Genomic DNA, 13,979 nt, shown 5'->3' with positions numbered 1-13,979 from the left:
ATCCTTTGCGCAGCCTTCCTGAAAACCCGCTCTGGCAACGCGGCGCATCATGCGGCATTAAGGCGTCATGAAACTGCGCTTCGCTCCGTCCCCGACCGGTTACCTGCATGTTGGCAATGCGCGCCTTGCCGTCGCCAACTTTCTTTTCGCACGCCATAACGGCGCAAAATTCCTGCTGCGGATCGACGATACCGATACCAGCCGGGGCAAGCCCGAATATGAAGAGGCAATCGGCAAGGACCTGTCCTGGCTGGGGCTGAAATGGGACGAATATGTCCGCCAGTCCGAGCGGCTGGACCGTTATGCCGAAGTTATTGAAAAGCTGAAGGCAACAGGCCGTCTTTATCCCTGCTTTGAAACGGAATACGAGCTGAACGCCAAGCGCGAAGCCCGCATCCGCTGCGGCAAGGCGCCGATCTACGACCGCGCCATGCTCAAGCTCACGGCCGATCAGCGTGCCCGCGCTGAAGCCAACGGCAAGACGCCGCACTGGCGCTTCCGCCTCAGCGATGGTAGCCGCAAGTGGAACGATCTCGTCATGGACGAGTGCTCGGTCAAGCTGACGGCCATTTCCGATCCGGTTCTGGTGCGTGGGGACGGCACGATCCTCTACACGCTGGCCTCCGTGATCGACGATCTGGACATGGGCATCACCCATATTGTCCGCGGCGAAGATCATGTGACCAATACCGGCGTGCAGATCGACATTGCCGAAGCCTTGGGTGCCAAGCCCAACCGCTTCACCTTCGCGCATCTGCCGCTGTTGCTGGATTCCGATGGCGGGAAGCTGTCGAAGCGGTTCGACTCGCTCGCGCTGAAATCCCTGCGTCAGGACGGGCTGGAGCCGATGTCGATCGTCTCTTATCTCGCCCGAGTGGGGTCCTCGGATGATCCGCAGATCATGACGATGGACGAGGCCATTGCGGCTTATGACATCTCGCATGTGTCCAAATCGGCCGCGCGGTTCGACATGACGCAGCTTCTCGCTCTGAACCGCCGTGCTCTGCACAGCCTGCCGTTCGAGGCTGCGAAGGCGCATCTTCCGCCAGAAGCCGACGAGACGTTCTGGAATGCCGTGCGCGGAAACGTGGACCTCTCCGCCGAAATTCCGCACTGGTGGGACGTGGTACACGGCACGATCGTCCCGCCGTCCCAGCCCGAAGATCGTGAGTTTCTTCAGCAGGCCCTCGACACTCTGCCGGCCGAGCCGTGGGGCGAGGACACCTGGAAGGACTGGACCAATACGCTCAAGGAAGCCTCGGGCCGCAAAGGGCGCACCCTCTTCATGCCGCTGCGTCTGTCCCTGACGGGTGAAGATGCCGGCCCGGAACTGCATGTTCTGCTCGGTCTGATGGGACGCGAGCGCACGGTGGCCCGTCTGCGGGACGCCATTCAGGCCTGAGCCTGTTGCCCGTCGCGCTCGTTGAAAAGCACGACGGGCCTGTTTTTCAGATTGCCTTAACGGACCAGAAGGCAGTCCAGCTTTCGCCCGGCTTCAGGTGCAGAAGACCGGGTTTCTGTGAAAAATCCCCCTTGAAGCCGGCCGGTGTCGCATAGCCATACCAGGGCTCGATGCACAGGAAATCGGCTCCCGGTTTCGTCCACAGACCAAGCTCTTTAAATCCGCCCCAGACGAAACGGAGACCTGCGCCGTCCGGCCCGACCATGTCCACGGACCGGCTTTCGGGCTTCTCCATGATGAGAGCGTCTTTTTCAAAAAGCTTATCCGTCAGCGCAAGGACATTGTCCCGGACCGGCGTATGCTGTTTTTCCGGCAGAAGCAGGCCGTCAGCGCCAATACGACGGACGGGCAGCGGTTCGTCGTATTCAAAAATCAGCCGGTAGCTGTCTTTGGCGACACCATCCTTCAGGGGCCAGCGGAACGCCGGGTGTGCGCCAAGGGAGGCATGGAGCGTGCTGGTGCTGTCCGGATTGTGCAGATGATACGAGACGCGCAGCGTGTTGTTCTCGATCAGATAGACCATCCGCAGCCGGAAGGCGGACGGGAAGAGCGCGCGGCTTTCGCCATCGTCCACCAGTTCCAGCGTACAGCCCTCGGGCGTCCGCGCTATCCAGCGGAAGGCCCGGTCCCGCGCCAGGCCGTGCTGTTTCAGCCGGACAGGCGTGCCATCGAGCGTGATCTCATGTTCGGGGAGCCTGCCGATGATCGGGAACAGGACCGGCGACTGTCTGGGCCATGCCGGTCCTGCGTTCCAGAGCAGATCGTCCGTCCCGTTGCTCAAGGCGACCAGTTCGGCGCCATGGCTTCTGACCGAGGCCTTCAGCAGGCCGGTCCCGAAATCATGTCTGTCGTCCGTCACGATATCCGTCATGGGATGTCTCCTGTCAGGGGGGTAGGATCAGGCGTTTGCGGCGTATCGCCCGGCTCGGTCGTGTGGAAGCGACGGAAATCGACCTCCACGCGTCCATCCGGACGATTGGCGATCATATCCGAAAAACGGTAGCCGTGTTTCACATGTCCGATTTCGTAGGCATGACGGGCGAAAACGGTCTGGGACGAGATTTCGTCCGTGCCGTCCATCGTGATGATGATTTCCGCGTTCTGATCAATCAGCGTCTCGGCTGACAGACCGAAAAGCGGGCTCTGTGCGTCGATCAGATGGGTCGCGTTCAGACTGATGCGAAAGATCGGCATGTGGGACTGCACCAGCGTAAGCCGGTCGAACCGCCGGACCAGACGTCCGCGCTCGTCCGGCATCAGGCGGGTGAGCGTCATCTCGATATTGGCGGACAGGATCAGGGTGCGGCGCTGGTTGGCGATGCGGATCGTGAGGGTGGGGATCACGTCGTCATAGGAGACGACCGCCACATGACTGAAGAGCACGCGGGCGCGGGGGCGGGAGAAGCGGGCGAAGACCAGTCCTGTGGCGAGCGCGTTCAGCATCATGCCTGCCAGAACTTCGAACGAGACGATGGTGTTCGTCAGGCGTCCGACGGGCGACATGGTGCCGTAACCGACGGTCGAAATCGTTTGAACGCTAAAGAAAATATCGTCGAGGAAATCCCCATCCGCAATGCCGCTGACGCTGTGCGGGATGACGTAATACATCAGCGCAAAGGCGATATTGATGACCAGATACAGCCCGATCGAGGCCCAGAAGAACATGAACCAGCTCATGGTCATCAGGGTATGATAGAGGTCTCCAAGAGCTCCTGAATCCAGACCTGTGCGGATGATGTCGCTGCGGCCGTTCTCTTCGAGGACATGCGCCCGGATCCTGTTGACCGTCTCGACGACGGTGGGATGTCCGTGCTGTGATTCTGGCGCCCCCGGATCAGGTCGGGCTTGCATCCGTTTCCGGTGGCGCCAGTGGATCATGGGGTCAGCTCCTGTTCCTGCGGGCGCTGCTCAGTTCGCTGACAACGCCGTGAAGGGTGCGAAGCTCCTGTTCCGTCACTTCGCCTCGGGTGAAGAAATGACGCAGGTTCCGCAACATTCCGGGGCGTTTCTGCTCATTTCTGAGGAAATTGGTCTCATCCAGATCGCGGACGAGGTGGGACATGAAATTCTCCATCTCCCCCTTCGTCGCCACATGCGTCTCGTTAGTCATGAGTTCGCGCGGTGGCGTCATGTCTTCGGTCAGGAACCATTCATAGGCCATGATCAGCACGGCCTGTGCGAGGTTCAGCGACATGAATTTCGGGTTGAGCGGATAGCGGACCAGCGTATCGGCGCGGGCCATATCCTCGTTATCCAGACCGGCGCGTTCGGGCCCGAACAGAATGCCGGTGCGCAGGCCACGGGTGGAGGCGACACGCAGTTCGGCGGCGGCACCTCGCGCAGTCATGACCGGCTTGACCACATGGCGCGGGCGCGGGCACGTCGCGAAAATGCGGTGCAGGTCGGCCACGGCATCGTCCACCGTCTCGAACACCTGAGCCGCGTCCAGGATCCGGTCCGCGCCCGACGATGCATACCAGGCGCGTTCCTGTGGCCAGCCGTCGCGCGGGGCGACAATGCGCAGATGGAACAGGCCGCCATTCGCCATGGCGCGCGCCGTCGTACCGATATTCTCGGCAAGCTGCGGGCGTACCAGGATCACAACCGGATCAAAATCTCCAAGGGGGCCGATATCCGCCCCGCCGTCACGTCCGGTCATGGTTACGCCTTCCGCCAGGTTGTGCCACCGGGGCCGTCTTCAAGGGTAATGCCATCTGCCGCAAGCTGCGCACGGATGGCATCGGCACGGGCGAAATCGCGGGAGATGCGGGCAGCAAGACGTTCTTCGATCAGCACGTTAATAACACGAGCATCCACACCGGACTGGAACCACTCTGCAGGCGTCACATTGAACAGACCCAGCATTTTTCCGGCAGCCAGCAGGCTGGAGGCTGCGTCCTGATCGCCCTGCATGGCGGCATCCGCTAGCGGGTGAAGGGCGGCGATGGCCAAAGGCGTGTTCAGATCGTCGCACAATGCGTCCATGACCGCTGCCGGAACAGCCGCACCCGGCTGCGCATCGCCACGTTCAAGCGCACGGTACAGCCGGTCCAGAACCCGACGCGCTTCCTCCAGCTTGTCCCAGCTGAAATCCAGCGTAGAGCGGTACTGCGCGCCCAGATAGAGCAGCCGCAAAGGCTCAGCAGGCGAGCGGTCCAGCACTTCGCGGATCGTGAAGAAATTGCCGAGCGATTTCGACATTTTCTCGCCGTTCGACAGCAGCATCCCGTTATGGACCCAGTGCGTGGCGAATTTGCCATGCGGATGGCAGCACATGGACTGCGCGCGTTCGTTTTCATGATGTGGAAACAGCAGGTCGTCGCCGCCGCCATGAATGTCGAAGCTCTCGCCCAGATAACGGTGCGACATGGCCGAGCATTCGATATGCCAGCCCGGACGTCCGCGCCCATAGGGGCTGTCCCAGCCCGGCAGGTCCGGCTCGGACGGCTTCCACAGCACGAAATCGCCCGGATCACGCTTGTAGGGCGCGACTTCAACACGGGCGCCCGCGATCATGTCATCGAGCGAGCGGCCCGAAAGTGCGCCATAGGACGGGAAGCTGCGGACTGCGAACAACACATGCCCTTCGGCTTCATAGGCATGACCGGTCTCGATCAATTGCGCGATCATCTCCAGCATATCGTCGATATGATGGGTGGCGCGGGGCTCGATATCGGGCGGCAGAATGAAGAGTGACGCGAGATCTTCATGAAAGGCCTGCGTCGTGCGTTCGGTCAGGGCGGAAATGTCCTCGCCGTTCTCTTTCGCGCGCGCGTTGATCTTGTCGTCCACGTCGGTGACGTTGCGGACGTAAGTGACGCGCGGATACAGCGTCCGCAGCAGGCGAATGAGGATATCCGCGCACATCATGGCGCGCAGGTTGCCCAGATGCGCGCGGTCATAGACGGTCGGTCCGCAGAAATAGACGCGCACATTCTCAGGATTGAGGGGCGTGAACGGTCGCTTTTCGCGAAGATGGGTATCGTGCAGGCGGAGCACGTGTGCAGCAGGATCGGCCATATGCCGATCAATGCGCCAGCCTTGGTTTGGGCGCAACAGGCTTTGTTACTCTTGTCGGCAGGTTTGACGCCTGTATTAGGGGAGCATGAGCAGCACCTTTTTCAGTCATCCGCCGTCTGACCCGACAACGCCACGCAATCATGCCCTGACGCTGGTGCGGATTGCGCTGCCGCTGGCCCTGTCGCAGCTCTCCGAAATGGCGATGGGTGTCACGGATACGGTCCTGCTCGGTGGACTGGGTGTGACGGAACTGGCCATTGGTGGTCTGTCCAGCACGTTTTTCTTCACGACGATGGTGACGTTCCAGGCCGTTCTCGGCGGGGCAGGGGTGCTTCTGTCGCATGGACGCGGCGCGGAAGATCATGGCCGCACGTCCCATGACGGGCGCAGTGTCATGAGTGCGACGCTCGTACTCGCCATTGCGGTTTTCGTTCCGTGCGCCCTGCTGCTGGCTTTTTCGAAAACTATTTTCACGGCCATCGGTGAACCGGCGGAAGTCATCACGCATGGCAGCCGTTTCATTGATATTCTGCTGCTGTCACTTCTGCCTGATCTGGCCGTTATCGGGGTGCTGCGTGTCGCGCTGCCGGCGCTGGGCGCCGAGACGCTGCTGCTCTGGATCATGCCGGCCATGGCGATCTGCAACGGGCTGACCAATGCGGCGCTGATCCACGGCTGGGCGGGGCTTCCCGCGATGGGGCTTTACGGTTCCGCAACGGCGACGACCCTGACCGGCTGGGTCGTCAGTTTTGCTCTGTTCGGCCTCTGTCTGACCCATCAGCGCGTGCGGGCGGTACTGAAACCCGCGCCCGTGCAGTGGGCCGTCATGAAGGATCTGCTGAAGCTGGGCGGTCCCATGATGATGGGAGCGGCGGCCGAAATCCTGATGTTCCAGATCACCAGTCTGCGCGCCGGTGAGCTCGGAACACACAGCCTCGCGGCCCATCAGGTGGCGGTCAATGTTAGTTCGCTGCTGTTTATGGTGTGTCTGGCGATCGGTCAGGCTACGAATGTGCGCGTGGCGTACTGGCGGGGAGCGGGCCGCATGGAGCAGGGTCGTCGTGCGGCTCTGACCGGAATCGGCATCGTCCTGATGTGGAGCTTGGCCACTTCCTCGCTACTGCTGCTCTGGCCGGAAAAGATCCTGCCGCTCTATTTCTCGAATCGTGCGCCGGACCCCGAAACCACGGCGCTGGTCGTGACACTTCTCAAAATTGCGGGGCTCTACCAGATCGCGGATGGCCTGCAATGCGTCTTCAGCGGCGCACTCCGGGGCTGCGGAGACGCCGTGACGCCGATGCTGATTGCCGTGGCAAGCTATGGTCTGGTCGGTCTGGTGTTCGGAGGATGGCTGGCCTTCCACCAGCATGTTGGTGTGGAAGGCCTCTGGATCGGCATGGCGCTGGCGCTGGCCACGACCTGTGTGGCCTTCGGGATCAGGCTGCTTCGCGTGATGCGCAAGCCCGTGCCTGCCACATCGTGAGCCCGTAGATCACCAGTCCCAGTGCCGAGAACAGCGCCCCGCCCCAGCCAACGGATCCCAGGCCGAGCCCTGAACTGACCAGCACCGCCCCCAGCCATGCTCCGAAGGCATTGGCGAGATTGAACGCCGAATGGTTGAGCGAGGCGGCGAGGGTCTGTGCATCCCCGGCGACTTCCATCAGGCGGGTCTGGAGGGCAGGGGAGAGCATGATGATCCCGGCCGGAACCAGAAAAGTGACCGGCAGCATGGCGTAGGGCGAGGGCAGCAGCAGCCAGAACCCCAACATGAAGACAATGCTTCCCGTCAGGGAGACGATCACCGTCCGGTCGATGCTGCGGTCAACCATGGCTCCGCCAAACGCATTGCCCGCCACCATGCCCAGTCCCCACACGACCTGATAGACGGCCACCAGCCAGCCCGGAAGCTGTGTGACCTCCGTCAGGCCGGTCGTCAGGAACGTGTAGATCCCGAAAAGCCCGCCAAACCCGACCGCGCTGGTCAGCAGCGTCAGCAGAACCTGCGGGCGTTTGAACGCACCGAGTTCGGTCAGTGCGGTTGCGCCCGGATGCGGCCTGTCACGCGGTGCGAAGAACCAGATCCCCACAAAGCATACGGCGCCCAGAGCCGCGATCGTGCCGTAGGCCACGCGCCATCCCACGTGATTGGCGGCATAGGTCGAGAGGGGCGACCCGATAACAGTCGAAATCATGATGCCCGACAGCACCCGTCCGACCGCCCGTCCGCGTCGGGCACGCTCGACCATCGAGGCGCCGATCAGAGCCGAAACGCCAAAGAAAGCCCCGTGAGGCAGGCCCGTGATGAAGCGCATGAGTTCGATGCCCGCGAAGCTGGGCATCAGGATGCTGCCTATATTGCCCGCAATGAACAGGCATAACAGGCAGAGCAGGAGCGTGCGGCGTGGCAGGCGCGCACCCAGGATCGCAATCAGCGGGGCACCGATGACGACGCCCATGGCATAGGCCGAAATAGCCCAGCTTGCCTGCGAAATGGTGATGTTCAGGGAGTGCGAGAATTCCGGCAGCAGACCCATCATGGCGAATTCGCCGGTGCCGATGGTGAATGTTGCCAGCATGAGGGACAGCATGGCCGGTCCGACACCGTGGGGTGGGCGCACCCGTTCGACGTCGAGAGGTTCGATGGAGTCCATAAGGGGAATTCCGGGAATGGAGGTCAGGACCGTCCTGCCAGTACCGGATCGTGAAACGCTGTCGCGGCTCCCCATCTCGGAGGAGCCGCGACGAACAGATCAGTTCTCGGTCGGCAGTCGGATGGTCTGACCCGGATAAATGTCATCCTTGGCTGTGACAAGCGGTTGATTTGCGTCAAGCAGCTCATCGCCGGTGATGTCCTGCGGCAGCTTGTCAGCCACTTCGTCCAGCGTTTTGCTCGTCTTGATTTCCAGAAACTCTGGCTCCGGCGTTCCGGCCGGAACGGCGATTTCGGCTTCAACCGCCGAGACGCCCGCGACATTGCCTGCCGCAAGGATCATCTGGTCGCGGTCCTTGGCGTTGTCCGCCTTGCCGCGCAGATAGATCGTGCGGTCGTCGATCACCAGATGGGACATGTGCATCTGGGCGAGGCCGAATCTTTTGAAGGCACGCTTGATGACGCTCTCCCCGGGCTTGGGGGGCAGAGGCGCATCAAGGGACTGCACCAGTCCTTCGAGGGAACCTTCGCCGATACGGCCGGCTTTGGGATTGAAGCGGTAGGTTTTCATGCGGAAACTCGAAAAAACGTGTTGCTCCCCTTCAGGAGTGCTCGGGAAAAAGCGAAGGGGAGTTCCGGACAGTTAGCGCAGCCGGAGTTGATGTGGTTGCGTACTTTCCGCGCCCCCACTGCAAGAAAATGACATGGCTTGCAAGCAGGTTTTGATTGACCCCGTCCGGGGACTCCTGTAGGCGCGACGGCACAGCCGGAAACGTGGACGTACCGGCCGGTCCAACAGCGCGGGAGTCTGCAATCCCGCCGGTCCGGCATCTGGGTGCGCGCCCGCCCTTTCCAATCCGGGAGAGGGCCTACCGGCACAACAAAACGGACCGCCATGCAGCATGGGGCGGTTCTGATGAGTACAGGGGTCAACCCATGTCAAAGCGTCTTGAGAGCAAGTACAAGATCAACCGTCGCCTCGGCGTCAACCTGTGGGGCCGTGCCAAGTCCCCGGTCAACCGTCGCGAATACGGCCCCGGCCAGCACGGTCAGCGCCGCAAGCAGAAGCCGTCCGACTTCTCCATCCAGCTGATGGCCAAGCAGAAGCTCAAGGGCTACTACGGCAACATCAGCGAGAAGCAGTTCCGCAAGTATTATGACGAAGCCGTTCGTCGCAAGGGCGATACGTCCGAGAACCTGATCGGTCTGCTCGAGCGTCGTCTGGACGCCGTTGTGTACCGTCTGAAGTTCGCGATCACGCCGTTCGCATCGCGTCAGTTCATCAGCCACGGCCATGTCACGGTCAACGGCAAGAAGGTGAACATCCCGTCCTACCTGGTGAAGGAAGGCGACGTCATCGAAGTCCGCTCCACCTCCAAGCAGCTCGCCATTGTGCTCGACGCTGTTCAGACGGGTGAGCGCGACACGCCGGAATACGTTGAAGTCGATCACCGCCAGATGAAGGGCACGTTCCTGCGTGTTCCCGTTCTTTCGGACGTGCCGTACCCGGTGCAGATGGAACCAAACCTGGTCGTCGAGTTCTACTCCCGCTGATCCTGAGCCGGGCTTTATTGCCCGGATCGGAATGCGACCGGAAAAAGCCGGATGGGTTCTCCCATCCGGCTTTTTTTGTGCCAGGGCCGCAGGCTGCCGTATCCTGTTGCACGGATAGTCTACTGGTCATTACTGTTGCATGACGTTTGCAAAGGATCCGGGGATGCGCGCTCTTACCGCTGCGGGATTATGCCTGATGCTTCCGGCACTGCTCAGTGCGCCTGCCCTTTCCCGAGGGATCAATACTTTTGTCCCGCCAGTGCACGTCCCGGTCGACCTTCCACGGAATTACACCGTGACGTCTGCGCAAACCTCTGAAGGTTCCGGGCATTATGTGGACGCCCCGCAGGCACGGGCCATGGCGCCGCCCCCACTCCGTCTCACGCGTGCAGGAAAAGCCTGGCAGTTCCTGCGCAGCGTTCTGCCCGGCGGGAAGGGAGATATCTCTAATTCTGGCAGTCTACATGACCCTGTTTCAGGGAGCGCCATCGGGAAATTCGGCGAGGCCTATGCAACATCCGGCCCGATGGGAAGCGGGATCGCACCCCATGGGAACACCGTGGACTAGGAAGAGGTGCCGCCAAACCGGCATTTCCCGGAAGAGTAGCCCTCCGGTCTCTTGACGGGGCAGGGGTCCTTCTGCACATTGCCGCCTCCCGATGGAATAGGCTTCGATCAGGGTTGTCCTCTGCTTCTGCTGCCCGGTGATCTGCCTGCCTGGGCACTCTGTCTGGGCACCATGAAGGTTCCAGTCCCGGGTCTTTCTTTTTACCGGAGGCATCATGTCAGAGGCATTGAGCGCAGAAATTAACCGCGAGATCGCACGTCGGCGCACCTTTGCCATCATCTCCCATCCGGATGCCGGTAAGACGACCCTGACCGAACGCATCCTGCGGGCGGGTGGTGCGATCCAGATGGCGGGCAATGTCCGGGCCAAGGGCGAACGTCGCCGTACCAAGTCCGACTGGATGGGCATTGAACGCGACCGTGGCATTTCCGTCGTGACCTCCGTCATGACCTTCGAATATGGCGACTGCGTCTTCAACCTGCTCGACACGCCGGGCCATGAAGACTTCTCCGAAGACACCTACCGTACCCTGACGGCCGTGGATTGTGCGGTCATGGTCATCGACGCTGCGAAGGGTATCGAAGAGCGGACACGCAAACTGTTCGAAATCTGCCGTCTGCGCGACATTCCCATCGTCACCTTCATCAACAAGATGGACCGTGAAGCGCAGGACTGTTTTGCGCTGCTCGACGAAATTGCCAACACGCTCGCGCTGGACACGTCCCCGGCGACATGGCCGATCGGACGCGCGGCCAAGTTCATCGGCACGTATGACCTGCGGACGCAGGAAGTGCACACAAAAGAACCCGTCGGCGAGGATGATCCCCGCATTGTCCAGATGCGCGAGGAAGTCGAACTGGCCGAAGCCGCATTGCCTGAGTTCGACCGGGAATCCTTCGACGCCGGCCATCTGTCCCCGGTCTTCTTCGGTTCTGCCATGAAGGAAATCGGCGTCACGGATCTGCTGGACGCGCTCGTGGCCTACGGTCCCGCACCCCGTGCGCAGCAGACCGAAACGCGCGAGGTCAAGGCCTCCGAAGATCAGGTTACGGCGCTGATCTTCAAGATTCAGGCCAACATGGACCCGAACCATCGAGACCGTATGGCCTTCGCCCGTGTGTGTTCCGGTCGTCTGACCCGCGGGATGCGCCTCAGGCATGTCCGGACCGGCAAGCAGTTTGCCCTGCATACGCCGCAGTTCTTCTTCGCCCGTGACAGGCAACTGGCGGAAGAAGCCTTTGGCGGTGACGTCGTGGGTATTCCGAACCACGGCACATTGCGGATCGGCGATACGCTGAGCGAGAGCGAAGATCTGCGTTTTACGGGCGTGCCGCACTTCGCGCCCGAAATTCTGCGCCGTGTCCGTCTCGATGACGCGATGAAGGCCAAGAAGCTTCGTCAGGCTCTCGTGGAGTTGGCCGAGGAAGGCGTGGTTCAGCTCTTCCGCCCGCAGGACGGCCTTTCGCCGATCGTGGGTGTGGTCGGAACGCTTCAGCTTGACGTGCTCCAGTCCCGTCTTCTGGGCGAGTATGGTGTGACCATCGGTTTCGAGAGCACTCCCTACTCGCTGGCCCGCTGGGTGACCGGAGACCGCGCCAAGATCGAGATGTTCCAGGACATGAACCGCTCCGCCATGGCCGATGATCTGGATGGAGATCCGGTTTTCCTCGCAACATCCTCCTTCATGATGCGCCGGACTATCGAGATGAACCCCGATCTGGCGTTTCACGACATCAAGCAGATCGGCATGTCAGCCACCTGAGAGGAAAACCCCCGCTCTGTAAGGAGCGGGGGTTTTTCTTACAGTCCCATCAGGGACAGGATGTCGGCAAAAGATCGCAGCGGCGTCCCCTGCACAACCAGCGTCCGTCCGATCTGGAGCGCCTTCTGGCGTGCGAGCAGGCGCGCTGCATCCGTGTTGCACAATCCATAATCGGCGACCTGTGCAAAGCCAACTGTGCGCCGGATCATCTCGAGCCCGCAGAACCCTGCCGTATCGCGCAGGATGCCGTTCAGGAACGTCTCGATCAGGTCCTGACGGGCCGCAGGGCCGGAAAGCGCCCACAGATCGCCACCTTCCTTCGAGAGGCTGGAGCGCAGTTCTTTTGAGAAGCTCTGCCAGAAGGCCTGCATTTCGTCTCTGAGCATCGCAGCCTTGTGGGGGGCCGCGCAGAGATGCAGCGCCAGATTGCCCAGATAAAGCCCGCAATCGAATCCGACCGGCCCCATCGTCGCGAATTCGCCATCAATAACGCGCACATCCGAACCGTCCAGCATGATGGAACCGGTATGCAGGTCGCCGTGAAGGAGCGCCTGTCTTGCCGTCAGGAAGCGCTCCTGAAGTCGGCCGACAGCAAGATGCAGCGTCTGGTCGTTCTGAAGCGCTTTCACATCCTCACACAGACCGGCTTCCGGCGCCGGATTGCGGCCGCAGACGCGATACGGGTCCGTCAGAATCAGATCGACCGTAATGCGGGTGAGGGCGGTATTGCCGGAGAACTGCTCCAGCAGGCGCGCGCCCGTTTCGAATGGCTGGTTCACCCATCCCGTCGCCTGCACCGTTTTGGCGACATACGTCCCGATGACGGCAGAAAATCCCGGCACGGCCCGATCCGCGATCAATGCCGATCGCAGGACTTCATGGGCCGTCAGGCATTCCATGACGATCAGAAACAGATCGGCATCATAGGCGAACAATTCCGGCAGCAGCCCCGGAACCGCAGGCGCCACAGTCTGCATATAGCGCGATTCATACAGAGCCCGCTCCAGCGGCATGGGCCAATCCGGTGCCACGCGGACATGAGGCAGCGCCTGTTTGCAGCACAGTGCCCCCGTCGGACCCGTGACCAGAAATACCGTGTTGAGGTTGCCGTCGCTGACCTCCCGGATGGTCCAGTCCGCAGCCTCACCTCCAAGCCGCTCTGGTAGATCCGGCTGCTGTGCAAGCCATTCCCGCAGCCCCGCAGCGTCCAGAATATGATAGGTCATCGGTTTTGCTCCAGCATGGCGGAGAGAGTTGGGACGAGAGGCGTGGGTAGTGTCATCTCAGGCCGGATCAGCATCAATGTTTGATATTCCGCATTGCCCAGACGGCTGCAACGCTCTTTCAGCGTTTCGAAATCCAGCGAGGTGGTGATGTTCATCCCGACATCCACGATATGCGTCTGCGGATGTTCGCAGGCCAGAAGACACGCTCCGACCTGACATGCCACATCTGTCAGCCCCAGTTCTTCAAGACATTCCGCCGCCAATTGTGCGGCCAGATCAATCCGGGTTTCACCTTCGCGGCTTTCCACATTCCCCGCTGGCGCGCCCTGCCAGTATCCAGGCAGATAGATGGAGTTCTCCGACCGCTGCCCGATCACGATCCCGTCCGTTGTTCGCAGCAGTCCTACAACCGCCAGTGGACGCAGAACTTCGGGTCCATAAATATTAGGGTCCCGCATCTGGGCCAGAACCCGCCGGTATTCCGACCAGTGCCCGCTGATGATCTCTGCTCCGATCACGTCGGCACAGAAAACGCGCCCGTTATAGAGTGTGGGATGTTTTGCCAGCGCTGTGTTCCAGTGCGATGCCACACGGCTTTCGATCTCCGGAGACAGGTCCGGCATTCCCCGCTCAACCCGGACCATGACCTGAGGGGCTAAAGGGGTCACGGGCCATGCGGATCGGAAATCAGGCATCGGTCGCTCCGGACAGGACGGCGGAAAGGGCTCTTTCATGGA

At 61.4% G+C, this 13,979-nt stretch carries 13 protein-coding genes; 5 read left to right on the top strand and 8 right to left on the bottom strand.

Annotated features, from left to right (window positions below):
- The first annotated feature begins 67 nt into the window (after window positions 1-67).
- Window positions 68-1,402: a glutamate--tRNA ligase gene (gltX, locus tag GAL01_RS01480; protein WP_062033656.1), complete on the top strand. Its 1,335-nt coding sequence runs from the start codon at window positions 68-70 to the stop codon at window positions 1,400-1,402.
- A 46-nt stretch (window positions 1,403-1,448) separates the two neighbouring features.
- On the opposite strand, the gene GAL01_RS01475 is transcribed toward gltX, so the two are convergent.
- The 4 genes from GAL01_RS01475 to cysS are packed head-to-tail and all read right to left on the bottom strand — an operon-like array spanning window position 1,449 to window position 5,482.
- The gene (locus GAL01_RS01475; RefSeq protein WP_082790822.1) at window positions 1,449-2,333 is read right to left on the bottom strand and encodes an aldose 1-epimerase family protein; all 885 of its coding nucleotides are present in this window, start codon (window positions 2,331-2,333) and stop codon (window positions 1,449-1,451) included.
- On the bottom strand, window positions 2,330-3,340 hold the full coding sequence (locus tag GAL01_RS01470) for an ion channel (protein ID WP_082790821.1): 1,011 nt from the start codon (window positions 3,338-3,340) through the stop codon (window positions 2,330-2,332). Before GAL01_RS01470 ends, GAL01_RS01475 begins: the two co-directional genes overlap by 4 nt.
- Before the next feature lie 4 nt (window positions 3,341-3,344).
- Window positions 3,345-4,121 (bottom strand): RNA methyltransferase, encoded by a 777-nt coding sequence (locus tag GAL01_RS01465; protein WP_062033653.1) that lies wholly within the window; start codon window positions 4,119-4,121, stop codon window positions 3,345-3,347.
- A 2-nt stretch (window positions 4,122-4,123) separates the two neighbouring features.
- Window positions 4,124-5,482 (bottom strand): cysteine--tRNA ligase, encoded by a 1,359-nt coding sequence (gene cysS / locus GAL01_RS01460; protein WP_062033898.1) that lies wholly within the window; start codon window positions 5,480-5,482, stop codon window positions 4,124-4,126.
- An 85-nt stretch (window positions 5,483-5,567) separates the two neighbouring features.
- Between cysS and GAL01_RS01455 the strand changes: the two genes are divergently transcribed.
- A complete protein-coding gene (locus GAL01_RS01455) occupies window positions 5,568-6,965 on the top strand; it encodes an MATE family efflux transporter (RefSeq protein WP_062033650.1) in 1,398 nt (465 codons plus the stop codon).
- On the opposite strand, the gene GAL01_RS01450 is transcribed toward GAL01_RS01455, so the two are convergent.
- On the bottom strand, window positions 6,919-8,133 hold the full coding sequence (locus GAL01_RS01450; protein WP_062033647.1) for an MFS transporter: 1,215 nt from the start codon (window positions 8,131-8,133) through the stop codon (window positions 6,919-6,921). The two genes, GAL01_RS01455 and GAL01_RS01450, sit on opposite strands and share 47 nt — an antisense overlap.
- A gap of 99 nt (window positions 8,134-8,232) precedes the next feature.
- Complete coding sequence (locus GAL01_RS01445; RefSeq protein WP_062033644.1) at window positions 8,233-8,703, bottom strand: BON domain-containing protein; 471 nt, start codon at window positions 8,701-8,703, stop codon at window positions 8,233-8,235.
- A gap of 365 nt (window positions 8,704-9,068) precedes the next feature.
- Here GAL01_RS01445 and rpsD point away from each other — a divergent pair, with 365 nt between their 5' ends.
- From rpsD to GAL01_RS01430, 3 genes are all read left to right on the top strand, one after another.
- The gene (rpsD, locus tag GAL01_RS01440) at window positions 9,069-9,686 is read left to right on the top strand and encodes a 30S ribosomal protein S4 (RefSeq protein WP_062033641.1); all 618 of its coding nucleotides are present in this window, start codon (window positions 9,069-9,071) and stop codon (window positions 9,684-9,686) included.
- A gap of 163 nt (window positions 9,687-9,849) precedes the next feature.
- Complete coding sequence (locus GAL01_RS01435) at window positions 9,850-10,254, top strand: hypothetical protein (RefSeq protein WP_062033638.1); 405 nt, start codon at window positions 9,850-9,852, stop codon at window positions 10,252-10,254.
- 214 nt (window positions 10,255-10,468) lie between these two features.
- On the top strand, window positions 10,469-12,016 hold the full coding sequence (locus GAL01_RS01430) for a peptide chain release factor 3 (protein ID WP_062033635.1): 1,548 nt from the start codon (window positions 10,469-10,471) through the stop codon (window positions 12,014-12,016).
- Window positions 12,017-12,054: 38 nt separating this feature from the next.
- Here the strand turns inward: GAL01_RS01430 and mtnK are convergent, their stop codons facing one another.
- Window positions 12,055-13,242: an S-methyl-5-thioribose kinase gene (mtnK, locus tag GAL01_RS01425; RefSeq protein WP_062033632.1), complete on the bottom strand. Its 1,188-nt coding sequence runs from the start codon at window positions 13,240-13,242 to the stop codon at window positions 12,055-12,057.
- Complete coding sequence (locus GAL01_RS01420) at window positions 13,239-13,937, bottom strand: NUDIX hydrolase (protein ID WP_062033629.1); 699 nt, start codon at window positions 13,935-13,937, stop codon at window positions 13,239-13,241. The genes mtnK and GAL01_RS01420 overlap by 4 nt, the downstream gene beginning before the upstream one ends.
- Window positions 13,938-13,979 lie beyond the last annotated feature (42 nt).

It is taken from the genome of Gluconobacter albidus (assembly GCF_002723915.1).
GTDB classification, from domain to species: domain Bacteria; phylum Pseudomonadota; class Alphaproteobacteria; order Acetobacterales; family Acetobacteraceae; genus Gluconobacter; species Gluconobacter albidus.
The sequence above is the reverse complement of the archived record's forward strand: the minus strand, read 5'-3'. Positions and strand labels throughout refer to the sequence as shown.